This is a genomic window from Microbacterium sp. A84, from assembly GCF_051842815.1.
Taxonomy (GTDB): Bacteria; Actinomycetota; Actinomycetes; order Actinomycetales; family Microbacteriaceae; genus Microbacterium.
In genome coordinates this window covers 738,183-763,896 of the sequence record NZ_JBPXMS010000001.1, presented here as the reverse complement: position 1 = coordinate 763,896, position 25,714 = coordinate 738,183, and the positions used below count along the sequence as shown (strand labels likewise).

The 25,714-nt window shown below is 64.1% G+C and carries 23 protein-coding genes; 18 read left to right on the top strand and 5 right to left on the bottom strand.

The annotated features are described in order from the left end of the window. Positions 1–96 precede the first annotated feature (96 nt). Complete coding sequence (locus tag ACSU04_RS03905; RefSeq protein ID WP_439288494.1) at positions 97–1,752, top strand: DUF222 domain-containing protein; 1,656 nt, start codon at positions 97–99, stop codon at positions 1,750–1,752. Positions 1,753–1,763: 11 nt separating this feature from the next. On the opposite strand, the gene ACSU04_RS03900 is transcribed toward ACSU04_RS03905, so the two are convergent. After that, entirely contained in the window at positions 1,764–3,653 is a 1,890-nt protein-coding gene (locus ACSU04_RS03900; protein ID WP_439288493.1) for an anthranilate synthase family protein, read from the bottom strand. Between the two features lie 203 nt (positions 3,654–3,856). Here ACSU04_RS03900 and ispG point away from each other — a divergent pair, with 203 nt between their 5' ends. Continuing rightward, positions 3,857–5,008 carry a flavodoxin-dependent (E)-4-hydroxy-3-methylbut-2-enyl-diphosphate synthase gene (gene ispG / locus ACSU04_RS03895; RefSeq protein ID WP_439288492.1) on the top strand — a complete coding sequence of 384 codons (1,152 nt, stop codon included), beginning with the start codon at positions 3,857–3,859 and terminating at the stop codon, positions 5,006–5,008. On the opposite strand, the gene ACSU04_RS03890 is transcribed toward ispG, so the two are convergent. Then, a complete protein-coding gene (locus tag ACSU04_RS03890; RefSeq protein ID WP_439288491.1) occupies positions 4,998–5,480 on the bottom strand; it encodes an NUDIX hydrolase in 483 nt (160 codons plus the stop codon). The two genes, ispG and ACSU04_RS03890, sit on opposite strands and share 11 nt — an antisense overlap. Then, entirely contained in the window at positions 5,477–6,142 is a 666-nt protein-coding gene (locus ACSU04_RS03885; RefSeq protein WP_439288490.1) for a helix-turn-helix transcriptional regulator, read from the bottom strand. Before ACSU04_RS03885 ends, ACSU04_RS03890 begins: the two co-directional genes overlap by 4 nt. A 98-nt stretch (positions 6,143–6,240) precedes the next feature. Here ACSU04_RS03885 and folE point away from each other — a divergent pair, with 98 nt between their 5' ends. The 4 genes from folE to ACSU04_RS03865 all read left to right on the top strand — a co-directional run bounded on the left by folE (position 6,241) and on the right by ACSU04_RS03865 (position 9,730). Beyond that, positions 6,241–6,846 carry a GTP cyclohydrolase I gene (folE, locus tag ACSU04_RS03880; protein ID WP_439278513.1) on the top strand — a complete coding sequence of 202 codons (606 nt, stop codon included), beginning with the start codon at positions 6,241–6,243 and terminating at the stop codon, positions 6,844–6,846. Positions 6,847–6,870: 24 nt separating this feature from the next. Beyond that, on the top strand, positions 6,871–8,100 hold the full coding sequence (locus ACSU04_RS03875; RefSeq protein ID WP_439288489.1) for an NAD(P)/FAD-dependent oxidoreductase: 1,230 nt from the start codon (positions 6,871–6,873) through the stop codon (positions 8,098–8,100). A gap of 71 nt (positions 8,101–8,171) precedes the next feature. Further along, on the top strand, positions 8,172–8,993 hold the full coding sequence (gene folP, locus ACSU04_RS03870; RefSeq protein WP_439289417.1) for a dihydropteroate synthase: 822 nt from the start codon (positions 8,172–8,174) through the stop codon (positions 8,991–8,993). Continuing rightward, positions 8,990–9,730 (top strand): pyrimidine reductase family protein, encoded by a 741-nt coding sequence (locus tag ACSU04_RS03865; RefSeq protein WP_439278511.1) that lies wholly within the window; start codon positions 8,990–8,992, stop codon positions 9,728–9,730. Before folP ends, ACSU04_RS03865 begins: the two co-directional genes overlap by 4 nt. A 31-nt stretch (positions 9,731–9,761) precedes the next feature. Here the strand turns inward: ACSU04_RS03865 and ACSU04_RS03860 are convergent, their stop codons facing one another. Continuing rightward, a complete protein-coding gene (locus tag ACSU04_RS03860; RefSeq protein ID WP_439288488.1) occupies positions 9,762–11,183 on the bottom strand; it encodes an RNB domain-containing ribonuclease in 1,422 nt (473 codons plus the stop codon). A 51-nt stretch (positions 11,184–11,234) separates the two neighbouring features. On the opposite strand from ACSU04_RS03860, the gene ACSU04_RS03855 reads away from it, so the two are divergent. From ACSU04_RS03855 to ACSU04_RS03820, 8 genes are all read left to right on the top strand, one after another. Then, on the top strand, positions 11,235–12,005 hold the full coding sequence (locus tag ACSU04_RS03855) for an isocitrate lyase/PEP mutase family protein (protein WP_439288487.1): 771 nt from the start codon (positions 11,235–11,237) through the stop codon (positions 12,003–12,005). Between the two features lie 42 nt (positions 12,006–12,047). Further along, positions 12,048–13,802, top strand: a complete 1,755-nt coding sequence (locus tag ACSU04_RS03850; RefSeq protein ID WP_439288486.1) for a proline--tRNA ligase — start codon at positions 12,048–12,050, stop codon at positions 13,800–13,802. A 1-nt stretch (position 13,803) separates the two neighbouring features. Then, positions 13,804–14,844 carry a TIGR00730 family Rossman fold protein gene (locus ACSU04_RS03845; protein ID WP_439288485.1) on the top strand — a complete coding sequence of 347 codons (1,041 nt, stop codon included), beginning with the start codon at positions 13,804–13,806 and terminating at the stop codon, positions 14,842–14,844. Between the two features lie 80 nt (positions 14,845–14,924). After that, positions 14,925–15,908, top strand: a complete 984-nt coding sequence (gene nusA / locus ACSU04_RS03840) for a transcription termination factor NusA (RefSeq protein WP_439278506.1) — start codon at positions 14,925–14,927, stop codon at positions 15,906–15,908. Positions 15,909–15,949: 41 nt separating this feature from the next. Beyond that, positions 15,950–16,222 (top strand): YlxR family protein, encoded by a 273-nt coding sequence (locus ACSU04_RS03835; protein ID WP_439278505.1) that lies wholly within the window; start codon positions 15,950–15,952, stop codon positions 16,220–16,222. 59 nt (positions 16,223–16,281) lie between these two features. After that, positions 16,282–19,062 (top strand): translation initiation factor IF-2, encoded by a 2,781-nt coding sequence (infB, locus tag ACSU04_RS03830; RefSeq protein ID WP_439288484.1) that lies wholly within the window; start codon positions 16,282–16,284, stop codon positions 19,060–19,062. A 60-nt stretch (positions 19,063–19,122) separates the two neighbouring features. Then, complete coding sequence (gene rbfA / locus ACSU04_RS03825; protein WP_439278503.1) at positions 19,123–19,578, top strand: 30S ribosome-binding factor RbfA; 456 nt, start codon at positions 19,123–19,125, stop codon at positions 19,576–19,578. 86 nt (positions 19,579–19,664) lie between these two features. Further along, positions 19,665–21,875 carry a LuxR C-terminal-related transcriptional regulator gene (locus ACSU04_RS03820; protein WP_439288483.1) on the top strand — a complete coding sequence of 737 codons (2,211 nt, stop codon included), beginning with the start codon at positions 19,665–19,667 and terminating at the stop codon, positions 21,873–21,875. A 46-nt stretch (positions 21,876–21,921) separates the two neighbouring features. Here ACSU04_RS03820 and ACSU04_RS03815 read toward each other — a convergent pair whose 3' ends face one another. Beyond that, positions 21,922–22,821, bottom strand: coding sequence for an A/G-specific adenine glycosylase (locus tag ACSU04_RS03815; protein ID WP_439288482.1), 900 nt, complete (start codon positions 22,819–22,821; stop codon positions 21,922–21,924). Between the two features lie 62 nt (positions 22,822–22,883). Here ACSU04_RS03815 and truB point away from each other — a divergent pair, with 62 nt between their 5' ends. The 4 genes from truB (at position 22,884) to ACSU04_RS03795 (ending at position 25,561) form a co-directional block, all read left to right on the top strand. Further along, positions 22,884–23,777, top strand: a complete 894-nt coding sequence (truB, locus tag ACSU04_RS03810; protein WP_439278500.1) for a tRNA pseudouridine(55) synthase TruB — start codon at positions 22,884–22,886, stop codon at positions 23,775–23,777. Beyond that, positions 23,774–24,142 carry a hypothetical protein gene (locus tag ACSU04_RS03805; RefSeq protein ID WP_439278499.1) on the top strand — a complete coding sequence of 123 codons (369 nt, stop codon included), beginning with the start codon at positions 23,774–23,776 and terminating at the stop codon, positions 24,140–24,142. The genes truB and ACSU04_RS03805 overlap by 4 nt, the downstream gene beginning before the upstream one ends. A 73-nt stretch (positions 24,143–24,215) precedes the next feature. After that, entirely contained in the window at positions 24,216–24,608 is a 393-nt protein-coding gene (locus ACSU04_RS03800; protein ID WP_439278687.1) for a hypothetical protein, read from the top strand. Next, on the top strand, positions 24,605–25,561 hold the full coding sequence (locus tag ACSU04_RS03795) for a bifunctional riboflavin kinase/FAD synthetase (RefSeq protein WP_439288481.1): 957 nt from the start codon (positions 24,605–24,607) through the stop codon (positions 25,559–25,561). The genes ACSU04_RS03800 and ACSU04_RS03795 overlap by 4 nt, the downstream gene beginning before the upstream one ends. Positions 25,562–25,714: the final 153 nt, after the last annotated feature.

The window sequence follows — 25,714 nt, the reverse complement described above, 5'->3', positions numbered from 1 at the left end:
TAGACGTTTTCGGGTGTTATCCACCATTCGTGAATGGCTTCTGATCTGCGGTTTATCTAGCGGATGAATGTCTGTGGCCTCCTGTGTAATAGAGGTATGACATCCCTTGCAGCGGAACTGGAGAACATCGATCGGCAGCTGGCCGACGCGATGACCGGTTCCACCGCGCGTGGGGGCGTGCGGTTGGTGGGTGATGGTGAGCTTCTCGATATCGTGCAGGCCTTGGGGCATATTCAGCGCCGGCTGGATGGTGCGATCGTTGAAGCCACGGACCGGGTGGTCGAGCGGGATCAGTGTGAACGCGATGCCCGATTGACGACACAGCTCGGATGCCGGGACGCCACAGAGCTGCTGCGACGCACACTCCTCATCGATGGGCCTGCGGCCCGCCGGTACGTGGCTGCGGTGCCGGCCGTCCACCGCGATCTGGACATCACCTCCGGTGGGTTACTGCCAGCGCAATTTCCTGAGCTGTCCGCGGCGCTGGCGGCGGGGGCGATGTCGTTGAGCGGGTTCCTGGCGTGTACGACACCGCTACTGAAGGCCAGACGCCTAGGGACCGCGGACCGGTTGGCTGCGGATGCCGTGCTCGCACGCTTCGCGACCGGACGGCCGCTGGACAGCGATGACGATGACCTCTCGCTTGATGACGACGCTGATGACGACGCGTCCGGGGCCTGCGAGACGGCACCGCTGCCGACGACGGATGAGCTCGCCGGGCTGACCGCGCACATCATCGACCGCCTCGACCCGGACGGTGCGGAGCCGAAAGACCGGGCGGGCAAACGCCGCCGGTACTTCACCATCGGGCGCCTCCGCGACGGATCCGTTCCCGTACGCGGTGAGCTCCTTCCGGAAGTCGCCGCCCAGTTGGAGAAGCTGATCGACAGTCTGATGAACCCGAAAGTCGACGACGAGGCCAGTACCGGGAGCGGAGTGCGATTCCGGCCCTCCGACGACGGTGCCAACAATGATGGTCCCGGCAGTGGCGGCGACAATGACGGTGACGGTTTCGACGCCAAGTACAGCACGACAGCTGATGCCGCGTCCGCGGCCGAGGGTGACACGCTCACCGTCCGTGCCGACGGCCTCCCGCCCCACAAGGCCGCGTCGCCCCCACCGGACGCCGCGGACCTGCGCACGCATGCGCAGAAACGGCACGACGCGTTCGCGAGCATCATCATGGTCGCAGCAGCATCCGACGGCATGCCCACCCTCGGCGGCGCCGCACCCACCCTGGTCGTCTCCGTCAGCGCCGAAGACTACGCCCACCGCACCGGACGTGCCACGGTCGAGGGTGCCGGATACGACGTGCCCCTCGGCGCCACCGACCACGCCGCATGCGCGGGCGGTGTGGAACGCGTGCTGTTCGACGAGAACGGGGCGATCGTGGGCATCAGCACCACGGCACGGATCTTCAACGCCCGCCAACGCCGCGCGATCGTGCTCCGCGACCGCAAATGCCTCATCCCCGGATGCAACATCCGTGCGGAATGGTGCGAAATCCATCATGTGACCGAACACTCACGTGGCGGACCCACCCACACCAGCAACGGGGTACCCCTGTGTTGGCACCACCACCGCACCCTCGACGAACACATCTGGCTGATCCGAATGCGTAACGGGACACCCGAAATCCGCGGACCGAACTGGTGGGACCCCTACGCCCGATGGCGAGCACCACACCTGAACTACACCGCAGTCGACGAAGCACTCGACACCGAGAAGGATCGAGCCTGGACGACCTGGTAGCGGCGCGATTCTCAGGCGAATGCGGAAGTGATCAGACGCTCGAGGGTGTGGATCCCGTCGCGAGACAGGATCGACTCCAGATGCCCCTGCACGCTGGCGAAGCCGGGGCCGCGCAGTGCATAGACATCGCCGTTGTTCGCGTCCGCCGAGATCTCGGCTACGCCAGCTGCGGTTGTGCCGGGGGAGACCCGTGCCGTGAAGGTGTTGTAGAAACCGATCGACGCGTCCTCGCCGAACATCGGCACAACCTTCTGCAGGCCCTGGTGCGGCGTGTCTAGTGGGGCGAGTTCGATGCCGAACCGGTCAGCAAGGATCTGGTGGCTGAGGCACACGGCAAGCAGCGGAGCGCCCTGCTCCAGACGGCGGGCGACGATGTCCCGCATGCGCGCGATGCGAGGTATCGCGGCATCACGCGGATCACCGGGCCCAGGGCCCGCGACGAGCAGTTCTGTGGCATCCAGATCTGCGTCGGTGACCTTGTCCCAGGGGATGATCTTCGCGTCGAGGCCGAGATGGTGCAGCTGGTGGGCGAGCATCGTCGTGAACCGATCCTCCGCATCGATGACGAGTGCGCTGCGTCCGGCGAACGGGCCGGTCGTGCCGTCCTCCTGCGGGTTCAGCCAGAACTCGGCGAGACGCGTGTTGCGAGAAGCGAGCAACTCGGCGACTTCGGGATCATCGGCGAGCGAGGTCTTCGTTGCAGGTTCGTCGCCATCGACCTTCGTCTCAGCGACGCTGTCACGGGCGATGGCGCCGATCGCGCCCAGCACGCCGGCCGCCTTGCCATGGGTCTCACTGACCTCACCGTAGGGATCAGAGTGGCGAACGAGCGTCGCACCGACCGGGACGCGCAGCTGTCCGTTCTCCAGATACACGGTGCGGATCAGGATCGGTGCGTCCATGTCGTGCCCGCCGTCGCTGTTCGGGCTGAACAGTGCGGCGACACCGGAGTAATACCCGCGGGGTTTGCTCTCGTGGCGACGGATCACGGCGCATGCATTCTGCATGGGGGAGCCGGTGACAGTGGGGGCGAACATCGTCTCGCGGAGGATGTCGCGTGGGTCGAGGCGGCTGCGCCCGCGCAGCATGTACTCGGTGTGCGTGAGCCGTGACATCTGCTTGAGGTGCGGGCCGGTGATGCGGCCACCGTCAGAGCACACCGCGCTCATCATCTTGAGCTCCTCGTCGACGACCATGAAGAGCTCCTCGGTCTCCTTGGTGGAGGAGAGGAATTCGACCAGCGTCTCCTTGGTGGCACCTCCGGCCGGGTGGCGGAAGGTGCCGGAAATCGGATTCATCGTGACAATTCCGTCACGAGCGACGACGTGTGCTTCGGGACTCGCGCCGACGGCGATGTGCCCGGGAGTGATCACGGCAAAAGTCCAGTACGCGCCACGTTCGTGCGTGAGCAGTGCTCGGAACCAGGTCAGAGCAGTCGTGCGCTCATCGGCGTCAATGGTTGCGGTGTAGTCGCGGCGGATGACAAAGTTCGCGCCTTCGCCGCGGCCGATCTCGTCGGCGATAACCGTCTTGACGATCTCGGCATAGTCCTCATCAGCGATGTCAAAACCGGCGTCGTTAAGCGGAACCGGGTCGCTGGGCAGCGCTGCGAGTACGTCAGCGAGCGGCAGATGAAGGTGCTCGTCGACGAGCAGACAGCGCAGCGGCGTGCCGTCATCCTGTGCATCGAAACCACGTTCGCGCACCTGGCGGTAGGGCACCATCGCGAAGACCTCGCGCGGGATGCCATCGACGGTGAGCGGGATGTCGGCGAGCAGATCGACGTCGTCGATCTCGCCGGTCAGCAGTTCAACGCTCTGGGCGCCGTCGCGGGCGATCAGCACGAAGGATGCGGTGGCATCCTGTGCCAAAGCGGCGAGCAGGGCGGCGGTGTCAGTCATCGAGGTCTCCTGTGCAGGGCTCCGGCTCGGGCCACTAAAAAGACCGCCCCGGAGGCGGTCTGGATTCGTGGGATCGCGAACACACCGCCTAGAAGGCGGGCCACCAGGTGAAGTTCGCGGGCATGGGCTGAAACTATCACAATGCGACGCGTCGACTGAGCCGCATCCAGCCTCCGTTGATCAGGTCAGCGTAATCTGGAGATGTGCCTGCAGTGAATCTTGGGATGCCGCGCGTCCCCGAAGTCCTGAGTCCCCGTCGCAAGACCCGTCAGATTCGGGTCGGAAAGGTGTTGGTCGGCGGCAACGCGCCCGTCAGCGTCCAGTCGATGACGACGACGAAGACCACCGACATCAATGGCACGCTCCAGCAGATTGCGGAGCTCACAGCATCCGGCTGCGAGATCGTGCGCGTCGCCGTTCCTCATCAGGACGATGCAGATGCGCTGAAGATCATCGCGATGAAGAGCCAGATTCCGGTCATCGCAGACATCCATTTCCAGCCGCGGTACATCTACACCGCGATCGACGCCGGCTGTGGTGCGGTGCGTGTGAACCCGGGCAACATCCGCGAGTTTGACGGAAATGTCGGAAAGATCGCTGCAGCGGCGAAGGCTGCCAACGTCTCGCTCCGGATCGGCGTGAATGCGGGATCTCTCGACAAGCGGATTCTGGAGAAGCACGGCAAGGCCACGGCGGAAGCACTCGTGGAGAGCGCCGTCTGGGAAGCGTCACTGTTCGAAGAGCACGACTTCCACGACTTCAAGATCTCCGTGAAGCACAATGACCCAATAGTGATGGTGAAGGCCTACCGCATGCTTTCCGAACGTGGCAACTGGCCGCTGCATCTCGGTGTGACCGAGGCCGGCCCTGCGTTCCAGGGCACGATCAAATCGGCCACGGCTTTCGGCATCCTGCTGTCGGAGGGCATCGGCGACACGATTCGTGTCTCGCTGTCTGCACCGCCCGCAGAAGAAGTCAAGGTCGGCCACCAGATCCTGCAGTCGTTGAACCTGCGCGAGCGCAAGCTCGAGATCGTCTCCTGCCCGTCATGTGGACGCGCCCAAGTGGACGTTTACACGCTGGCCGACGATGTCACTGAGGGCCTGAAACACATGACGGTGCCGCTGCGCGTTGCCGTCATGGGCTGTGTCGTGAACGGTCCTGGTGAGGCACGTGAAGCGGACCTTGGCGTTGCCTCGGGTAACGGCAAGGGCCAGATCTTCGTGAAGGGTGAGGTCATCAAGACTGTTCCTGAGGCGGACATCGTGAAGACGCTGATCGAAGAGGCGAACCGCCTCGCCGCGGAGATGGGCCCGGATGCTGCGCTGGGCACTGCTCAGGTGATCACGGCCTGACCCCAAAGCCAGTGCTGAATCCAAAGCTCATGAACGCGGTGAGCTGGCCGTGGGCGAGAGCGTCAAGGACAAGGCGTTCATGCGGCGGCATCGCGTCTGGCAGTGACTGAAGCGCGAACCACGCGATTTCAGCACACTTGCGAGGTTCCATAACCAGTGGTGTGCCTTCCCACGTGGAAGCGGTGAAGAACCAGTCGGCGCGCTGTTCGATCGGCGACGTCGTGCCGTCTGTGCGCTGCATGACGGTCAACGGGACGAGATCGCGCTCGCTGAGCACGACGTCCAGTTCCTCCCTGGTTTCGCGGCAGGCTGCCGTCGCTGCCGTCTCACCGAGCTCGATGTGTCCTGCCGCGCCTGCGGCCCATGTGCCATCCATGTACCCCGTGTTCTGCCGTTGCTGGAGCAGAACCTCATCGCCACGCCGGAGATAGACGTACGCAGCGGGAACCACCGCGAAGCCGCGCGCGTTCATGCGTGCGGCGGCGCTGGATGAACGATCACGCAGCAACGGCCTTCCCCGGGGCAGAGTTCTGCCCGTTCGGGATCATCATCCGCGCCCACCAGGGTGCCTCGAACGAAGGAGTGGTTGAGGTTGCACGCCAGCTCGGTGTGCTGCTGGACAATGCTGTGGAATGGGCAGTTCTGCAGAACGATGTCACCATCATCCGTGGTGACCGGTTCGAATCCGGCTGTGCTGAGCGCGGTCTGGATCGTATCGAGGCTTTCGCCCAGTGCTCTGCCCTCCTGCTCAGCGGCAGCGGCAAGAGCCGCGCGGAGTTCACCGGACGGGGCCGCCTCGACAGCGGTGGCAAGCACTTGGGCCAGCAGGCTGTAGTTCCGAGGCGGGAAGCTCACCGACAGTTCCCGGTCGCTGCGTGAGTAGCGCTTCGCTGGCCGCCCGGATCCAGGCCCGGATCGACCATTCGTTCGGGCATAGCCAACATCCAGCATCCCGGCATCTGCGAGCTTGTCGAGGTGATATGCGGCCAGACTACGGCTGATGCCCGTGGCGGTCGCGACTTCCTCGCGTGTCACACCCGAGCGCGCGGCCGTGAACTCATATAGGCGACGCCGGACGTCGTCTGACAGCAGTGCCAGGTCATCCAGATTTCCTTGCGGGGTGGGAGTGTCCATCAGCGTCATCCTTTCTAAAACCAGGCTACCTTGACGAAACCTCAGCATGGTGCAATTCTAAAAGATATAGAACTTATTTTTAGAGGGGAATGCAGATCATGACCACTGTGGATATTGCCCGACTGCCGGCTGCGAGTGTGTCAGCATCCCCTGATCTGGCTCAGGCAGAACTGGCGGCAGGAGATTTCCTACGCGCACTCGGCATGTCGTTGGACTCTGAACACTTGATGGAGACGCCTGGTCGGATGGCTCGAGCCTGGGCGGAAATGCTCACACCACGCCCATTTGAATTGACGACATTTCCGAACGAGGAAGGCTACGACGAGTTGGTGATCGTGCGAGGCATCCCCGTGCGGTCGATCTGCGAGCATCACCTGCTGCCATTCACCGGCCAGGCCAGCATCGCCTATCTTCCCGGCGACCGAATCGTCGGGCTGTCGAAACTGGCACGAATCATGGAGCATTTCGCCTGCCGTCCGCAGACACAGGAACGACTGACGAAGCAGGTCGCCCAATGGCTGCAAGACAACCTCGATCCTGTCGGCGTCGGGGTCGTTGTCTCCGCTGAGCACGCGTGCATGACACTTCGTGGCGTGCAAGCGATCGGCACAAGCACGCTGACTTCGACGCTGCTGGGACAGCTGCGCGATGATCCACGGTCGCGACAGGAGTTCCTCGCGCTTTCGGGACTCGCATCGGCCTAAGCCAAGACAACTCAGGAGAATCTGATGAGTACATTGCAGAACATCGTCATCATCGGCGGCGGCCTGGCCGGCGCCAAAACGGCTGAAGCGTTGCGGGAGAAAGGGTATGACGGCGCAGTCACACTGATCGCTGCGGAGGACCATCTGCCATACGAGCGTCCTCCGATGTCGAAAGATTATCTCGTAGGCAAAGCAACTTTCGACGATGCGCTCGTCCATCCTGCCGACTGGTACCAGGAACACGACATCACGGTGCGTCAGGGCGCGCGTGCGACCGCGATCGACACCGCGGAGCACCGAGTCACGCTTGACGACGGATCGCAGCTCCCATATGACAAACTCGTGCTCGCGACAGGTGCGACCGCTCGTCATCTTCCGATCGAGGGCGCGGATGCTGCCGGCGTGTTTTACCTGCGTACGGTCGAAGACGCGGATGCCATTCATGGCACATTCGGTGAGGGGAAGAGCCTCGTTCTCATCGGTGGTGGTTGGATCGGCTTGGAGGTCGCTGCCGCTGCACGCGCGACAGGCACGAACGTGACGGTCTTGGAAGGCGCGAAGCTGCCGCTCCAGCGGGTGCTGGGTGATGAGATCGCTCAGGTCTTCGCTGACCTGCACACCTCCCACGGTGTGGACCTACGCACAGAAGTCCAGGTCGCCGAAATCGTCACCGAAGGGGGCCGCGCCACGGGCGTGCGCCTCGCAGGTGGCGAAGTCGTGCCTGCCGACGCGGTGGTGATCGGTATCGGTGTCGCGCCGGTCACTGATATTGCCGAGGATGCCGGAATCGCCGTTGACAACGGGGTGCTTGTCGATGCTTCACTGCGCAGCAGCGACCCGGACGTCTTCGCGGTCGGCGATATCGCCAATCATCAGCATCCGATTCTCGGCCGCAGGGTGCGTGTCGAGCACTGGGCGACCGCGTTGAATCAACCAGCCGCTGCGGTCGCCGCACTCCTGGGCGAGGAGAACACCTACACCGAGCTGCCGTACTTCTACAGCGACCAGTACGACCTCGGCAGCGAATACATCGGCAACGCGATTCCAGGATCGTACGAACGCGTGATCGTGCGCGGTGACTTGGCCGCCCGCGAGTTCGTGGCGTTCTGGGTCGACCATGAACGTCGTATCCAGGCGGCGATGAGCGTGAATGTCTGGGATGTGATCGACCAGATCAAGCCGCTGATCGCCGCGGGCACGTCCGTCGACCCGGACAAGTTGGCTGATCCGGGCGTACCGTATGCAGAGCTTTGAACGGGGGAAGATCTGTGAGTGAACAAGGGATTGGCCTGCGCACGTTCGACTTCGAGCGTCAGGTGGCGGTCATGGCCGTCGTCAATCGCACGCCGGATTCGTTCTACGATCGGGGCGCAACGTTCGCGCTCGATCGCGCGGTCGACGCAGCGCTGCACGCCGAGAGACTCGGCGCGGATTGGGTCGATATCGGTGGTGTGCCGTTCGGGCGCGGCCCGCACGTCTCTACAGCGGAGGAGATCGATCGCACGGTTCCCGTCGTCGCGGCCATCGTCGCGGCCAGCGATGTGGTCGTCTCGGTCGATACGAACAACGCACGCGTCGCCCGCGCAGCGATCGAAGCGGGAGCCTCAGTCATCAACGACACCAGTGGGCTTGGTGATCCCGACATGGCCTCGGTCATCGCTGCCAGTCACGCTCATCTTGTGATTACCCACAGCGTGGGGCCACCGCGGGCGGAGAAACCCGCTGCGCACTTCGGCGATGTCGTCCGGGAAGTGCGGAGGTTCTTGGAAGAGCGTGTTGAACGTGCAGAGGCAGCCGGGATACGACGCGATCGGATCATCATTGATCCAGGGCATGACCTCGACAAGAACACCCTGCATTCGCTCGAGATCACTCGTCGCCTCGGTGAGCTCACCAGCCTCGGGCTGCCGGTGCTCGCCGCGGTGTCGAACAAGGACTTCATCGGGGAATCGATCGGTCGTGAGCAGGGGCATCGGCTGGCCGGGTCGATCGCGGCCATGGTCGCATGCATCGAGCGCGGTGCGCGGATCGTCCGTATGCACGACGTGGCGGCCACCGTTGATGCTGTGCGTATGGTGGAGAACATTCTTGGCCTACGACACCCTGTCCGGTTGGAGCACAACATGCACCCGACGAGCAACGTATGAGCACCCGCATCGATCGGCTCTGGCCCCAGCCCGCCGAACAACTCGACGACGACGGCATCCTTGCCACTTACCAGCTACCGGATGGCCCGTGGCTGCGGATGAACTTCGTCTCGAGCGTTGACGGTGCCGCCACCCGTGATGGTCGCTCCGGCGGTCTCGGTGGGGCAGCAGATCGTCGAGTGTTCGAGCTGCTGCGTCGCCAGGCCGATGTTGTGCTCGTCGGTGCCGGCACGGTGCGAACCGAGGGATACGGTGCGATGCGGCTTCAGGACGATGCGGTCACATGGAGGATGGATCGCGGACTCCCCGCGCATCCGACCTTCGCGCTGGTTTCCGGACGCCTCGACCTCGACCCCGAATCGGACGTGTTCACCGGCGCACCCACCCGACCGATCGTGTACACCGTCGGCACCGCGTCGGACAGTCGACGCGAGGCGCTGAGCGCAGTCGCCGACATCGTCGATGCCGGTTCCGAGACGCTCGACCCGCGGAAGGTGCGCGAAGATCTCGAGGCACGCGGGCTGTTGCACATCCACTCCGAAGGGGGACCGAGCCTGTTCGGGTCGTTCATCTCCGCCGGGGCGGTCGACGAGGTGTGCGTGACGATCGCGGCCGAGTTGGATGCTGGCGATGCGAGCAGAATCGCGCACTCGAAGCACGCGGCGCCGACCGCGATGAGTATGGCGGCGCTGCTCAAGGGTGGCGAGGAGCTGCTTCTGCGCTACACGCGGCGTTAGCTGGACGCGTGAGCCTTGCAGTTCGTGTCGTTCATTCCGCGAACTCCAATACACCGCTCGCGATGTCAGCGCGCACCAGCTCCACAGAAACGGTCGCTCCTGGCTTCGTGCCAGCAGGCACGGAAGCGGAAGCAGTCACCGCGGGATCGGCGATCTGAATCGCCGCGCGTTCGCCCCCATTGCGAAGCTCGATCACCGTGGCCTCGATCGTCGAGCCCACCAGCGGCACCATGAGCGCTGCCTCCACCCGATTGATCGTGTCGGCGTTCAGTCTCGAGGCACGCTGGCCCGACTCCTGCATAAGCGCCGGCAGTTCCGAGAGGGAATCGCGCGCCCACGCGGGCACTTCTTCGCCACGAGAAGCGGCGAGACAAATCGTCAGAGACCACCGATCGACGAGCCGACGCAGGGGAGCGGTGGCGTGTGCGTACGGCGCCGCAATCGCGGCCTGTTCGATATCGGCCGGCACTGAACCATCGAAGGTCACATATCCCGCGCCGCGGAACAGCGAAGCGGCTGCTTCGAGCACGGGGAGCGTCATCGGATCCGCACGGTCGAGCGTACGAAGATACGCGCCGTACTTTCCGGTCTTCCACGGGCGGCCGAGTGCCTCGGTCTGTCGACGGAACGCGTTGAATGCCTTCTCGTCCGGTTCCGGCATCGTGCGCAGCACGCCGATCTTCGTATCGACCATGAGGGATGCTGCGGCCATCCCGGTCATCAGTGAGAGTTGCGCGTTCCAGTCCTCGATGGCGAGTGGATGCCGGCGTTCGATGCCGTAGGTGCCGTCCTCGTGCTGCACAACCTCTTCGTCGGGCAGGTTCAGGCTTGCTCCACCGCGCTGCGCTTCGAGCTCCTGCCGCAACCCGCCGATGACGGGAAGCAGCGCCAAGGGCGAATCCTCGCCGTGGTCAAGTGATTTCTGCGCTGCCGCATAGTCCAGCTGTGCGCGCGAGCGAATCAGCGCCCGCTCCAGCCGGAACTCCGACACGACGCCGGCGTCATCCAGGTCGAAGGTCCACACCAGCGCCGGACGATCCTGATCTGCCAGCAGAGAAGCGTGATCTTCGCTCAGAATGCGCGGATGCAGAGGGATGGACCCATCTGCCGCATACAGAGTCTGGCCTCGCTGACGAGCCGCCGCATCCACCGCGCCGCCGGGCGTGACGAACCCAGGAACATCCGCAATCGCGTAGCGGACCTCGAAACCCGAACCGCTCTTGGCAAGATGCATTGCCTGGTCCAGATCGCGGGAACCCGCAGGGTCAAGCGTGATGAACGCAACATCGCGCAGATCGAGATCAGGCGCTGGCGCGGTGGCCGCTTCGGCCTCGGCGAGGGCCGCTGAGTCGAACTCGGCCGCCACTTCCAATTTCTCGCGAAGATCGGTGAGTGCCGAAGCAAGCTCACTCTGCGCAGCGGACGGGGCGACATGTGATCGGCGCTGAGGCATGCATTCACCCTAAGCCGCCCATCTGCGCGCGGTCGGTATTAGCGTGGACTCATGACCATTGCACAGAAGGCTCAGACTCTCATCGGACTCCACGAAGCCCCGGAGATCCTCCGCGTTGTGAACGTCTGGGATGCCGTTTCGGCGAAGGCGATAGCAGCCCTCCCCGAAACCAAGGCCCTCGCTACCGCGGGCCACTCGATCGCCGCTACATTCGGCTATGCCGATGGCACGATCCCGCGTGAACTCATGCTGGACATGGTTTCGCGCATCGCAGCATCCACAGACCTGCCAGTGAGTGCCGACCTCGATGATGGCTACGGCGACGCGGGGGAGACCACCCGCCTCGCGATCGCAGCCGGTGCAGTCGGTGCGAATATCGAAGACCGCCTGAAGCCGCTTGCCGAGTCGGTCGCGAACGTCGAGGCGATCGTGAAGGCAGGCGAGGCAGAAGGGGTCCGCTTCGTGCTGAACGCCCGCACAGACGCTTTTGTGCGCGCAGGCGATCGGCCTGTCGAGGAGAGCATCGCGGACGCCATCGAGCGCGGCCGTGCGTTCCTCAGCGCAGGCGCGACGTGCGTGTTCATTCCCGGCATCTTGAACGCCGATGTCACTCGCCAGCTCGTCGACGGCATTGGAGAGCGCAAGATCAGCGTCATCGGGCTTCCGGGCGCGCTGACCGCAGCCGAGTACGAGTCGCTCGGTGTGGCACGAATCTCCTACGGCCCCACGACACAGCGGGTGGCGCTCACCTCGCTGCAGGATCTCGCCACGAGCCTGTACTCGGACGGCGTCATCCCGGCGGGAACGCGCGCTCTGAACTGATTCGTCCGAGAACGAGTGACCACGGGTCACTAGACTTGACCCGTGGTCACTCGTCTCTCGAAATTCTTCCTCCGTACGCTCCGTGAAGACCCCGCCGAGGCGGAGGTCACCGGTCACAAGCTGCTGCTGCGCGCCGGGTATATCCGGCGTCAAGCCGCCGGCATCTTCGCCTGGCTCCCACTGGGCTTGAAGGTGAAGGCGAAGATCGAGACCGTCGTCCGCGAGGAGATGGCGAACGCGGGTGCTCAGGAAGTGCATTTCCCGGCTCTCATGCCGCGCGATCCCTATCAGGCGACGGGCCGCTGGGATGAGTACGGCGATCTGCTGTTCCGTCTGCAGGACCGCAAGGGCGGCGACTACCTTCTCGCCCCCACCCACGAAGAGGCGTTCACGCTTCTCGTGAAAGACATGTACTCCTCGTATAAAGACCTGCCGCTGACGCTCTTTCAGATCCAGGACAAGTACCGCGACGAGGCTCGCCCTCGTGCCGGCCTGCTGCGTGGCCGCGAGTTCACCATGAAGGATGCCTACTCCTTCGATGCATCCGACGCAGGACTTGACGCCAGTTACCAGGCGCAGCGGGATGCCTATGAGCGCATTTTCCAGCGACTAGGCCTGGAGCACGTCATTGTGCAGGCGGATGCGGGGGCCATGGGCGGCTCGCGTAGCGAGGAATTCCTGCACCCGACGCCCGTGGGCGAAGACACCTTCGTGCGCAGCGACGGCGGCTATGCCGCGAACGTTGAGGCGTTCACGACGGCCGTCTCCGACGCTATCCCTTTCGACGACGCACCCGAAGCGACGATCTTCGACTCCCCGAACACTCCGACGATCGAGACGCTTGTCGCACACTCGAACGCGGTGCTCGACGGCGAGTACACGGCCGCTGACACGCTGAAGAACGTGGTCCTCGCACTTACGCATCTCGATGGCACGCGCGAGCTTGTGATTGTTGGCATCCCCGGCGACCGTGAGGTCGATCAGAAGCGTGCAGAGGTCGCTTTCGCTCCCGCCGAGGTCACCACGGCAATCGACGAGGACTTTGCGAAGTATCCGCTGCTCGTGAAGGGCTACATCGGACCCTGGTCACCCACAGGTGCCGTGCTCGGCGAGGAATCCGCCACCGGCATCCGCTATCTCGTAGACCCTCGCGTCTCAGAGGGCACCCGCTGGATCACCGGCGCCAACGTCGACCAGAAGCACGCGCACACCGTCATCGCCGGTCGCGACTTCGAGGCCGATGGCATCGTCGAGATCGCTAATGTCCGCGCAGGCGACCCCGCACCCGACGGGTCAGGGCCTGTGACTCTTGCTCGTGGCATGGAGATCGGCCACGTTTTCCAGCTCGGCCGCAAGTACGCCGAAGCTCTCGGGCTGAAGGTGCTCAATGAGAACGGCAAGCTCGTCACCGTCACGATGGGGTCCTACGGCATCGGCGTCACCCGCATCCTCGCGATCATCGCGGAGCTGAACAACGACGACAAGGGGCTCATCTGGCCCGCGTCCGTGGCGCCGTTCGATGTGCACGTTGTCGCAGCCGGTCGTGATCAGGTCGCGTACGAGGTCGCAGAGCAAGCATCCGCACAGCTCGAGGCTGCAGGCATCGATGTGCTCTATGACGACCGTCCGAAGGTATCGCCCGGCGTGAAGTTCGGCGACGCAGAGCTCGTTGGCGTCCCGCGCGTTCTCGTCATCGGACGTGGCGCTGCAGAAGGCCAGGTCGAGCTTTGGGACCGCCGTACGGGGGAACGCGATGCGCTCTCACTGGACGACGCTATCGAGCGACTGATCCGCTGACATGACCGACGCGCAGCCCGACGAGTTCCCCGCAGCGATCGACGAGATCATGACCGAAGCGGGGATCACCGCCAACCGCACGCTGATCCGACGGATACTCAGCACCGGCATCCTGCTCGGCCAAGAAGACACCGACCGGCTCGATCTCAAGATCGCGTCGGCGGCACTCGTCGAGATGCGCGATGCGTTCCGATTGTTCCGCCCGTACGCAGACGTGCCCAAGGTCACCGTTTTCGGATCGGCGCGCACCAGACAGGACGACCCGCTTTACGTGCAGGCACGCTCGGTGGCCTCGGTACTCGCCGAGCGCGGCTGGATGGTCGTCACCGGAGCCGGCCCTGGCATCATGCAGGCCGCAGCCGAAGGCGCGGGTGAGCAGATGGCGCTGGGCGTCTCGATCAAGCTACCGTTCGAAGAGAAGCCGAATGCCGTGGTCGCGAAGGACACGCACTCGGTCGAGATGAAGTACTTCTTCACCCGCAAGCTCATGCTCGTGAAGGAATCCACCGGCTTTATCTGCCTGCCTGGCGGCTTCGGCACGATGGACGAGATGTTCGAGCTGTTGACGCTGCAGCAGACCGGCAAGGCGGAGCCCGTGCCGATCGTGCTGCTGGATGAGCCTGGCGGCACCTTCTGGAAGGGGCTGGAACACTTCATCGCAGAGAGCCTGATCCCCGCTGGGGTCATCTCCGCCGACGACTTCGACCGAGTGCTCGTCACCGATTCCGCAGAAGCAGCGGTGGCCGAGATCACCGGATTCTGGCGCAACTACGACTCGCTGCGCTGGGTTGACGATGTGCTGGTGCTGCGACTGAAGCACACACCTACCGGTGCCGAGGTAGAGAGCCTCAACGACGAGTTCGCACCGTTCTTGGCCGAGGGGTGCATCGAGTACGCAGGCGCGCTTCCCGTTGAGATTGCGGACAACGACCGCGTCGATCTGCCACGGCTGTCCCTGCGTCTGCGACAGCGCGAGGTCGGCGGCCTCTACCGGCTCATCGACGCGATCAATGCACTGGGCTCGGCGCACGCCGTCGGCTGACACCTTCTCCGAGAGCGGGTATCGTAGTACGGTGCCGCGCGTGCAGGATGCTGCGGCGAGAGCTGAATATGGAGGCCGTTATGGACATCGAACTGGGGCTGCTGCGCGGTATCGAGAAGGAGAAGGCGATTCCCTTCAACGAACTCGTCGCGATCATCGAGCAGGCCGTTCTGACGGCGTACGGAAAGCACGTCTCTGAGGACGGCACCATTCCCGCCGGCGTTCGCGTCGAACTTGATCGCAAGTCGGGGCACGTTTCCATTCTTCAGCCGGTCACCGACGAAGAGGGCGCCATCATCGGCGAAGAGGATGCCACGCCGGATGATTTCGGCCGCATCGCTGCCTTTGCCGCCAAGCAGGTCATCAGCCAGCGCCTCCGCGACATCGCCGATGACGTTGTGCTCGGTGATTTCAAGGACAAGGAAGGCGACATCGTCGCGGGTGTGATCCAGCAAGGACCGAACCCCCGCATGATCCACGTCGACCTTGGCAGCATCGAGGCCATTCTTCCCCCCGAGGAGCAGGTGCCGGGCGAGGACTACACCCACGGTTCGCGTCTGCGCGTCTACGTGACCGCCGTCGCCAAGGGGCTCAAGGGACCGCAGATCACCGTCTCGCGCACCCACCCTGGCCTCGTGCGCAGGCTCTTCGCGCTGGAGGTCCCCGAGATCGCGGCCGGTCTCGTCGAGATCGTCGCACTCGCCCGTGAAGCGGGTCACCGCACGAAGATCGCGGTGAAGGCCAACGACCCGTCGATCAACGCCAAGGGCGCCTGCATCGGTGAGCTCGGTCGTCGCGTGCGCGCCGTAACCGAGGAACTCGCAGGGGAGAAGATCGACATCGTCGATTACGACGAAGATCTTTCGACCTTCGTCGCTCATGCGCTTTCGCCAGCGAAGGTCACGAGCGCCTTCGTGCTGGATGCGAACACCAAGGCCGTGCGTGCGCTGGTGCCGGACTATCAGTTGTCGCTCGCGATCGGCAAGGAAGGGCAGAACGCCCGACTTGCGGCCAAGCTGACCGGTGCGAAGATCGACATCCAGCCCGACAGCATCCTCGACTGACCGGAAGGTCGCGGAGTTGTCACCCAGCGGCACGGTGTAAGATGGATCCAGTACGAACATGCGTCGGTTGTCGCGTGCGTGCTTCCCGAACTGCTCTGCTCAGAGTGGTGGCTCAGGGCGACGTTCTCATCATTGATGAGAGTGCCGTGCTGCCGGGGAGGGGCGCGTGGCTGCATCCGACACAGGAATGCATGGCGGCCGCACTGCGGCGTCGCGCTTTCGCACGAGCACTCCGTGTGTCCACATCTCTGGATACGCAGACCATCGAGAAACGGCTAAATGGCTATGGAATCAAAGTGAACGGCTCGAAATGAGACCCGTCCGCAACTAGTGGTCTGCCCTGTTTGGGTAGACCAACCCAGACAGGAGAATTGTGGCTGCCAAACCACGTGTACACGAGATTGCCGCTGAACTCGGCGTCGACAGCAAGTTCGCACTCGCGAAGCTGAAGGAAATCGGCGAATTCGTCAAGAGTCCTTCATCGACGATTGAGCCTCCAGTGGCTCGCAAGCTCCGTGCGGCCATCGAGGCCGACAATGCTGCCAAGCCCAAGGCTGACGCGAAGCCGGCTGGCGACAAGCCTGCTGCAGAGTCAAAGCCTGCGACTGCTTCGAAGACCGCGGCTGCCAAGCCCGGCCCGAAGCCACCGACTCCCGGACCCAAGCCGGGTCCGAAGCCTGCCCCCGAGCCGGCTCCCGTGGAACCTGCCCCCGAGGCAGCTCCCGCGGCTCCAGCACCCGCTGCGGCGGAGCCCACGGCAAAGAAGTCGGATGAGCCGACTGAATCGTCTGCCGGCAAGGGCGCTCCGGCGCCTGGCGCACCGCGCCCCGGCAACAACCCCTTCTCCACTTCGCAGGGGATGGGCCAGCGACCAGCGGGTCCGCGTCCGGGTAACAACCCGTTCGCTTCCGCTCAGGGCATGGGCCAGCGCCCGACGCCCGGAAACATTCCTCGCCCGCAGGCACCGCGTCCCGGTGCACCTCGTCCGGGCGCTCCGCGTCCCGGCGCACCCCGTCCCGGCGCTCCGCGCAGCGGTCCGGGTGGACGTCCGGGTGGCGCACCGTTCCAGCAGCGTCCAGGCGGCCCCGGTCGTCCCGGTGGTGCTGGCGCAGGTACCGGCGGACCCGGTGCACGTCCCGGGGGTGGCGGCGGTTTCGCTGGTCGTCCCGGTGGCGGCGGCGGTCGTGGTCGTGGACCCGGCGGCGGTACAGCAGGTGCCTTCGGTAAGGGTGGCGGCAAGTCCAAGCAGCGCAAGTCGCGTAGGGCGAAGCGGCAGGAATTTGAAATGCGGTCGGCTCCGATCGTCGGTGGCGTCAATGTCACCCGCGGTAACGGAGAGATCATTCGGATGCGCCGCGGCGCATCGATCGCCGACTTCGCAGACAAGATCGAGACGCTGACCGGCTACACAGTGCAGCCGGGCACCCTGGTCACAATTCTCTTCAACCTCGGCGAGATGGCCACGGCCACCGAGTCGCTGGATGAGGCTACCTTCGAGGTTCTCGGAGTCGAGCTGGGCTACAAGATCCAGATGGTTTCGCCTGAGGACGAGGACAAGGAGCTCCTTGAGGGCTTCGGTCTCGATCTTGACAGCGAGCTGGAAGCTGAGAGCGAAGACGACCTCGAGATTCGTCCGCCGGTTGTCACCGTCATGGGTCACGTCGACCACGGTAAGACACGCCTTCTTGACGCGATCCGCAAGACCAACGTCATCGAGGGTGAGGCCGGAGGCATCACCCAGCACATCGGTGCCTACCAGGTCTGGACCGAGCACGAGGGCCATGAGCGTGCGATCACGTTCATTGACACACCGGGTCACGAGGCGTTCACCGCCATGCGTGCTCGTGGTGCACAGGTCACCGACCTTGCGATCCTGGTGGTCGCAGCCGATGACGGCATCATGCCGCAGACGGTTGAGGCGTTGAACCACGCGCAGGCGGCCGGTGTTCCGATCGTCGTCGCAGTGAACAAGGTTGACAAGCCCGAGGCCAACCCGGCCAAGGTCCGTCAGCAGCTCACCGAATACGGCCTCGTCGCAGAGGAGTATGGCGGAGACGTCATGTTCATCGATGTCTCGGCTCGTGCGAACACCGGCATCCAGGAACTCTTGGACGCTGTGCTGCTCGTCGCGGATGCGGGTCTTGACCTGACCGCCAACCCGAACAAGGCTGCCCGTGGTGTCGCCATTGAGGCGAAGCTCGACAAGGGCCGCGGTTCGATCGCGACAGTGCTCATCCAGTCCGGAACGCTGCACATCGGTGACTCGATCGTGGCAGGCACGGCTTACGGCCGCGTCCGCGCCATGCTCGACGAGAACGGCGATGCAGTCGAAGAGGCTTACCCGTCTCGTCCGGTGCAGGTGCAGGGGCTGAACTCTGTGCCGCGTGCCGGCGACGTCTTCATCGTTACCGAAGAAGACCGCATGGCTCGCCAGATCGCTGAGAAGCGTGAAGCCGTACAGCGCAATGCTCTGCTGGCCAAGGCCCGCAAGCGCATCTCGCTTGAAGACTTCACCCGTGCTCTTGAAGAGGGCAAGGTCGAGACGCTCAACCTCATCATCAAGGGTGACGTCTCCGGTGCCGTCGAGGCGTTGGAGGAGTCGCTGCTCAAGATCGAGGTCGACGACACGGTCCAGCTGCGCATCATCCACCGTGGTGTTGGCGCTGTGACCGAGTCGGATGTGAACCTGGCGACGATCGATAACGCGATCATCGTTGGCTTCAACGTCCGTCCTGACCCCAAGGCCCGTGAGGCTGCGGCACGCGAAGGCGTGGATGTCCGGTTCTACTCGGTCATCTACTCGGCGATCGACGAGATCGAGAGCTCCCTCAAGGGCATGCTCAAGCCAGAGTACGAAGAGGTCAAGTCGGGTGTCGCTGAGATTCGTGAGGTGTTCCGCTCCTCGAAGATCGGTAACATCGCGGGTGTCATCGTCCGCTCGGGAACGATCACGCGCAACGCCAAGGCTCGTGTCATCCGCGAAGGCGTTGTCCTCGCCGATGGCCTGGCCATCGAGTCGCTGCGCCGCTTCAAGGATGACGTCACCGAGGTCCGCACGGACTTCGAGGCCGGCATCGGACTCGGTAAGTTCAACGACATCCAGATCGGCGACGAGATCGAGACCACAGAGTTGATCGAGAAGCCTCGCGGCTGATCTGATCGATCTATGAGGGGCGCCTGCGGGCGCCCCTCATTCGTCACAGAGGAGAAGGAAATGGCTGGAGAACGACAGGCTCGTCTGGCAGACCGCATTCGCGTCATCCTCGCGGAACGCCTCGACAAGGGGCTGCGCGATCCGCGACTTGGTTTCGTCACGATCACCGACGTCCGCGTCACGGGTGATCTGCAGAACGCTTCGGTGTTTTATACAGTGCTCGGTACCGAGGAGGAGCGCATCTCCAGTGGTGCTGCCCTCGCTTCTGCGACCGGGCTGCTGCGCAGTGAGGTCGGGCGACACCTGAACACTCGCCTGGTGCCTACGCTTGAGTTCATCCTGGATGCTCTCCCGGACAACGCGAGCAACATCACGGCGCTGCTGCATCAGGCGCAACAGCGCGACGCCGAGGTGGCCAAGCTCGCCGTTGGTGCACAGCACGCGGGTGAAGCTGATCCGTACGCGCACGCTGATGACGACGATGACGAGGATGACGCTGAGGACGGCGCCCGCTAGTCGATTTTTCCCCTTCTGATACTCTGATCCCCATTGTCGGCCCGGCCGGCAGCGAATGGGACTGGAACGCAGAGGGGAGCGGGCTTGTGTCGACGGTGTGGCACGGCGACTTACGTCTGCGCCCGACCGCTGTCGATGAACGTGATCTCATCTCTGAGATCACCCGCGATCTACTCGAACGTGGACTCGCCACCGCGCCGCATGTCGTTGCGAAGCTCAGCCGACGGCTGAACGGTGACGCGCAGACGGTGTGCGAAGTCGCGGCGGCACTGACTTCTGCACAGCGCAGTGGCTACCGGATGCTTCCGCTGTCACTCCCACTCGTACTGTCGATCTCCGCACAGTTCGATCCGATTCGGCTGTCCGCGGAAGAGTTCTTCGTTCTTTTGCTCGCGGCGCTGTGCACCGATGACCACCTTGACACGTTGCTCGGGGCATCGGAGCACCGCGTCGACGACCTCATTGCAGGTGGGCTCGTCGCCCACCTGAACATCGTGCACGGACGCTTCGCTTTTGTCGATGTGCGTATGCCGATCTGGCTGCGTCATACGGCGACCGCCTCGGAGCGCAGTCGAGCACACACGTTGCTGGCCGTCGTGCGGAATGCTCGCGGGGATCAGATTGCCGTTCAGTGGCACACAGCGCGCGGCGCCGTGCAGCGCCTACCCCACATCGTTCCGGCTCTGATCAGCGCGGCACGAGAGCTCGCCGAAGGCGGACATCCGGACTGGGCATTCGTCGTCGCCGCGGAAGCAGCCGATCATGCCATCGGTGCGGATCGCGACGAAGCACGGTTGATCGCAGGCGTCGCGGCGATCGGCGCGGGGTGCGTGGAGGATGCTGCCGACTGGCTGGGCAGCCTGTTCCCGAACGGCGCCGTGGAACACCGAGCGCAGGCATTAGCAAGCCTGTTGATCGCCGAGACAGCGCTTCAAGGCGTCGTTCCGATTCTTGATCCAACCCACCACCGCCCGCGCATCGCGGACGCCGCACGCTGGCAGGCCTGGGCGCGCACCGCGGGGCTCTCATCAGTGCTGTGCGCGGAGCGCGGTGCCACTTCGTCAATGCGCGCGTGGCTCATCGAGCTCCGCGATGCAGATCTGCGATCCGGTGCGGACGGTGTGATCCGAGACTCGGCGCTCGCGCTGTGTTCGACACTCACCCGAGATGTCGAGACAATCCTCTCACCGTCAGAAGGCCCCTTCTCCGGTGGGATGATCGGTGCGCTGCATGCCGCGCTGGACGGCGACATCGAGAGCGGGCTGCAGCTGTTGTCCAGGGCGCAGACTGGGCGGATCCGCGAGACCGATCCGATGGTGGCGGGGTTCGAATACAGCCCCATCGTCGACGCATATCTCGCGGTGACGGAAGCACTGCTGCATTTTTGGCGCGGTGATGTAGCGACCGCCAGAGATCGGCTGATCGCTGCTGCGGTGGACCTTCCCATCGGAATTCCTTTCGCGGGGCTCGGTGCGACACTCGCTCAACGACTCGACATCGCGGTGCTCGGCACGACGGGACCTCTCGCCCAGTCGCTCGTGCAGACGTTGCCGGGTGGGAGCCGAGTCGATCGGCTCGTTGACAACGGACTCGAGGCGTACTTGGCTGGCAACTCCGAGCGTGCAGCCATGGAGATGACCCTGTGGCATGACCGTGGAGCACCGCAGCATCCGTTCGCTGTTCCCGGCCTCGACGAGGTCGGACCGGTGATCGAACGGGTGTGTGTGGAGCCGCGAGCTCTGAGCGAGGCCAGGGGATTGCGCAGGCGCATCCGATCGCTGCCGGAGACGAGTTGGCGGCGGGAATGCGCCGACGTCGCCGACGCTGCACGGAAGCTCCGATCGCCGTTCGCTCGGGGACGGGTTGAAGCGATGCTCGGCTCAGCCCATCTCATCAGGGGTGACGCGCGCGCGGGCAGACGTTTCCTGCGCGCGGCGCGGAGCCTGTTCGATGATGCCGGAGCCGCGGCATGGCGTGACGCTGTCGATGTGCGATTGGCGCGACTGCACACGCAGATCGAGGCCAATGCCCAGATCGCCACGATGCCCATTGCCATCATTCACGATGTTGACCCTCTCGAAGCCAGCCGCACGGTCTGGGCTGCGGTGCTCACAGAGCGGGAACTCGAGGTAGCCATGCGCGTAGTCGAAGGCTCGTCGAACCATGAGATTGCTGTGGAGCTCGAAGTCTCAGTGCGCACGGTAGAGGTGCACACAGGCCGGATCTTCAAAAAGCTCGGTGTGCGCAAACGAGTTGAACTCGCGGTGCTCGCGCATCGCACAGGGCGGCACACCTGAGCCTGCGGTGACGTGGCCTGTAGGGACCTGGCCGGCGGCGACGTGGTCAGCGGGGCAGCCGCAGCATCCCGTCGACTGCCTCGGCGAGGCCGTCTTCGATGAGCGAATCGATCGCACGGTCGCGCTGCGCGGCATCCGTCCAATCGTGAATCACGGCATCGAGCGGAACCGCGCTGTCATCGGCAGTGCGCAATGCCTTCAGAACGGCACCGCGCGTCTGTCGATCTGAACCCTCGTATCGGGCCTGACGTCGCCTGACGTCGCCCGTGTCAGGGCGTCCGGATGCTACCCATGCGCACTGCGCGGCTATCGGGCACTGCTCGCACTTCGGCGCACGGGCGGTGCACACCATGGCGCCGAGCTCCATCATGGCGGCGTTGAAGACGGCAGACTCAGATACATTCACGGGAAGCACAGCATCCATCGCTATGAGATCGCGACGCGCGGCCGGTCCTGGCTGAGACCTTCCTTCGAGGGCACGAGCCAGCACCCGCCGCGTGTTGGTATCGACGACAGGGTGACGATCGCCATATGAGAAGACCGCGACGGCGCGTGCGGTGTAGTCGCCGATGCCGGACAGAGCGAGGAGCGCATTGACATCGCGTGGTACCTGTCCGCCGTGGCGTTCGGTGATCTCGATTGCGGCGCGGTGCAGCCAGAGCGCACGTCGCGGATATCCCAGATTCGCCCACTGCTGTACGACCTGTGCTGGCGTCGCCTGCGCCATCTCGCGCGGAGTCGGCCAGCGCTCCAGCCATGCTTCCAGATGCGGAATCACTCGGCCTACCGGCGTCTGCTGCAGCATGAACTCGCTCACCAGCGTGCCCCATGCGCCGAAGCGGTCATGGAACTCAGCGCGCCGCCACGGAAGATCGCGTGCGCTGCGGAGATACCAATCCGCGAGCACCGGCGGCAGGTGTGTCGAAGAGATCGATGGCACAGGCACCTCGATAGCCTACGTGCAGTGCGACGGACGCACCTCAGAGCAAGTCTCGGTAGGCTGGAGAGATGGTCGCGCCAGGCATTCTTCTCGTTGACAAGCCCGGTGGGCTGACCAGTCACGACGTCGTCGCTCGTACCCGCCGTGCATTCGGAACGCGCAAGGTCGGACACGCCGGCACGCTCGATCCGATGGCTACTGGCCTCCTCGTGATCGGCATCGAGGGCGCTACCCGATTACTCACCTACGTCGTCGGTGCGGACAAAACCTACTTCGCGACGATTCGGCTCGGGCAGGCGACCTCAACCGATGATGCTGAGGGCGAGATTACGGTGACAGCGGATGCCGCGGCCGTGGCAGCGATCATGGGCGAGCAGATCACCGAGGGCATTGCGGCGCTCTCCGGAGACATCTCTCAGGTTCCCAGCGCCGTTTCGGCAATCAAGGTCGACGGGCGGCGTGCCTACGACCGAGTTCGAGCCGGAGAACATGTGGAGCTCAAGGCACGAGCGGTCACCGTGTCACGTTTCGAACTTCTCGCGCAGCGCGGCAGTGAAGGCCTCATCGATCTCGATGTCGTCGTCGACTGCTCATCCGGTACCTACATCCGTGCGCTCGCACGCGACCTGGGGGATTCCCTCGGCGTCGGTGGGCATCTCACGGCGCTGCGTCGCACCAGGATCGGTCCGTTCGAGGTAACCGGCGCAGTCGGCCTGGATGAACTCGTGGGCGCTGTGACGCTGACGCCGGCTGCGGCAGCATCACAGATACTGCAGCCGCTTGAAGTGTCTGCCGATGAGGCGCGTGATCTGCGCCATGGCAAGCGCCTTGCGGATCAGGCATCCAGGATCGACGGAGCCCTTGCCGCTGCGATCGACCCGGACGGTGCTCTCGTGGGAATCGTCGAAAAGCGGGGGAGCGACGTGAAAAGCGCCATGAACATGCCGGAGGAAGCGCGATGATCCTGTGGTTCACGATTGTTCAGATCGCCGTCGCCGTCGCCGTCGGGCTGTTCTGCGTGATTGCGGGGCTCACTGGCCGTCGCCCGAGCGACTTCACCGTCGGCGCCTTGGCACTGGTCGAAGTGCTGCTGATCGTTCAAATCGTCGTCGGGATCGTCTCGCCGCTGGCCGGCAATCCTCCCACCGGAGATCTGTTGGAGTTCTGGGTGTATCTCGTCTCCGCCGTTCTCGTGCCCGTCGGTGGCGTGATCTGGGCGCTGTTGGACCGCACCCGCTGGAGCACGGTCATCCTAGGGCTGGCCGCAGTTGCGGTCGCGATTATGGTGTGGCGCATGCAAGTCATCTGGACGATCCAGCTCGCGTAGCCTGCGGCGCTGAGCGGTGCCTCGCGCGATTAGGATGGAGGACGCTATGAGCATCACCGAAACCCGCACTCGGATGACCGGCATCGGCCGTGTCCTTGTCATCGTCTATGCCGTGATGGCGCTTGCTGCCACCGGCCGAAGCTTCGTTCAGATCGTGCGCAAGTTCGAGGAAGCGCCCCTGGCGTATTCGCTTTCGAGCCTCGCGGCCGTCGTCTACATCGTCGCGACGCTCGGACTCATCCTCGCCGGCCGTCGAGGCTGGTATACCGTCGCGTGGATCGCGATCGTCTTCGAACTCATCGGTGTCATCGCGGTAGGCATTTTGAGCCTCACGCTGCCGGATCTGTTTCAGCACGACTCCGTCTGGTCGATGTTTGGTCGGGGGTACCTGTTCATTCCTCTGATTCTTCCGGTGTTCGGGATCTGGTGGCTGCGCACCCATAAGCCTGTCGAGGCGGGCGCATGATCGTCTTCCGCGACCCCAGCGAGGTGCCGGACGACTTCGGGCCTGCAGCCGTCGCCATCGGAAAATTCGATGGCGTGCACGCGGGTCATCGGGCAGTTATCGAACGACTCAAGGTGGATGCTGCAGCATCCGGCTCGCGCGCCGTCGCCGTCACCTTCGACCGCAACCCGCTCGCTCTGCTGCGCCCTGAGCTCTGCCCGAAGAACGTGGTGTCGACTGAGCGCAAGCTTGAACTGCTTGGTGAACTCGGGCTCGATGCCACCCTGCTGCTCACCTTCGACCGGGCGCTCGCATCACGCGATGCGGAAGAGTTCGTGGCCGAGATCCTGGTGGGCGCGCTGCATGTGTCCACAGTGCTCGTCGGTAGTGATTTTCGATTCGGCCATCGCGGAGCGGGAACACCGGAGCTACTTCGCACCCTCGGTCCGAAGTACGGCTTCACCGTAGATGTGGTCGAGGACGTGTATCTCGAAGATTCTGAGCGTCGCGTCTCATCCAGTTGGATCCGCGAACTGCTCGCCGAGGGTGACGTTAAAACGGCAGCAGAAGTGCTCGAACGTGCGGTCGATGTTCGCGGCGAAGTCGTTCATGGACTCAAACGCGGTCGCGAACTCGGGTTCCCGACGGCGAATCTTTCTGAGCTCGTCGATGCGCTCGTCCCCGCGGACGGCGTGTACGCAGGCTGGCTCGTCGACCACGACACCGGTGTGCGGCATCCTGCGGCCGTATCGGTCGGCACGAATCCGACTTTCGATGACGTGTTGGTGCGTCAGGTCGAGGCCCATGTGTTGGATGAGGATGCCCTCGATCTGTACGGCCATGACGTCACTGTCGAGTTCACCGAACGGCTGCGCGGCATGGTCGCTTTCGCCGGTATCGAGGCGCTGAAGGATCAGATGGCGGCCGATGTCGTCGCTGCACGTGCCCTGTTGACGGGTGAAGTACGCGCCTGAATGCCCGCCATTCGGCGTTTTGTCGTGGGTATGACCTAAACTGTTGTCAGATCTTCTTCCGGTGTGCGCCTCAACGGTGCCCTGATGAAGACCAGACAGTGTCCGCACGGTCCTGGCTCACGCCACACGCGGACTATTCGTACGGCACGAACC

Coding starts and splice junctions, on each gene's coding strand:
- ACSU04_RS03800 (WP_439278687.1), top strand. CDS start 24,216: ATGACCGGCATCGGCCGTGTCCTTGTCATCGTCTATGCCGTGATGGCG.
- ACSU04_RS03795 (WP_439288481.1), top strand. CDS start 24,605: ATGATCGTCTTCCGCGACCCCAGCGAGGTGCCGGACGACTTCGGGCCT.
- rbfA (WP_439278503.1), top strand. CDS start 19,123: ATGGCTGGAGAACGACAGGCTCGTCTGGCAGACCGCATTCGCGTCATC.
- ACSU04_RS03855 (WP_439288487.1), top strand. CDS start 11,235: ATGACCATTGCACAGAAGGCTCAGACTCTCATCGGACTCCACGAAGCC.
- ACSU04_RS03835 (WP_439278505.1), top strand. CDS start 15,950: ATGGATCCAGTACGAACATGCGTCGGTTGTCGCGTGCGTGCTTCCCGA.
- ACSU04_RS03875 (WP_439288489.1), top strand. CDS start 6,871: ATGAGTACATTGCAGAACATCGTCATCATCGGCGGCGGCCTGGCCGGC.
- ACSU04_RS03865 (WP_439278511.1), top strand. CDS start 8,990: ATGAGCACCCGCATCGATCGGCTCTGGCCCCAGCCCGCCGAACAACTC.
- ACSU04_RS03860 (WP_439288488.1), bottom strand. CDS start 11,183: ATGCCTCAGCGCCGATCACATGTCGCCCCGTCCGCTGCGCAGAGTGAG.
- ACSU04_RS03890 (WP_439288491.1), bottom strand. CDS start 5,480: ATGAACGCGCGCGGCTTCGCGGTGGTTCCCGCTGCGTACGTCTATCTC.
- nusA (WP_439278506.1), top strand. CDS start 14,925: ATGGACATCGAACTGGGGCTGCTGCGCGGTATCGAGAAGGAGAAGGCG.
- ACSU04_RS03885 (WP_439288490.1), bottom strand. CDS start 6,142: ATGGACACTCCCACCCCGCAAGGAAATCTGGATGACCTGGCACTGCTG.
- truB (WP_439278500.1), top strand. CDS start 22,884: ATGGTCGCGCCAGGCATTCTTCTCGTTGACAAGCCCGGTGGGCTGACC.
- ACSU04_RS03900 (WP_439288493.1), bottom strand. CDS start 3,653: ATGACTGACACCGCCGCCCTGCTCGCCGCTTTGGCACAGGATGCCACC.
- ACSU04_RS03805 (WP_439278499.1), top strand. CDS start 23,774: ATGATCCTGTGGTTCACGATTGTTCAGATCGCCGTCGCCGTCGCCGTC.
- folP (WP_439289417.1), top strand. CDS start 8,172: ATGGCCGTCGTCAATCGCACGCCGGATTCGTTCTACGATCGGGGCGCA.
- folE (WP_439278513.1), top strand. CDS start 6,241: ATGACCACTGTGGATATTGCCCGACTGCCGGCTGCGAGTGTGTCAGCA.
- ACSU04_RS03905 (WP_439288494.1), top strand. CDS start 97: ATGACATCCCTTGCAGCGGAACTGGAGAACATCGATCGGCAGCTGGCC.
- ACSU04_RS03845 (WP_439288485.1), top strand. CDS start 13,804: ATGACCGACGCGCAGCCCGACGAGTTCCCCGCAGCGATCGACGAGATC.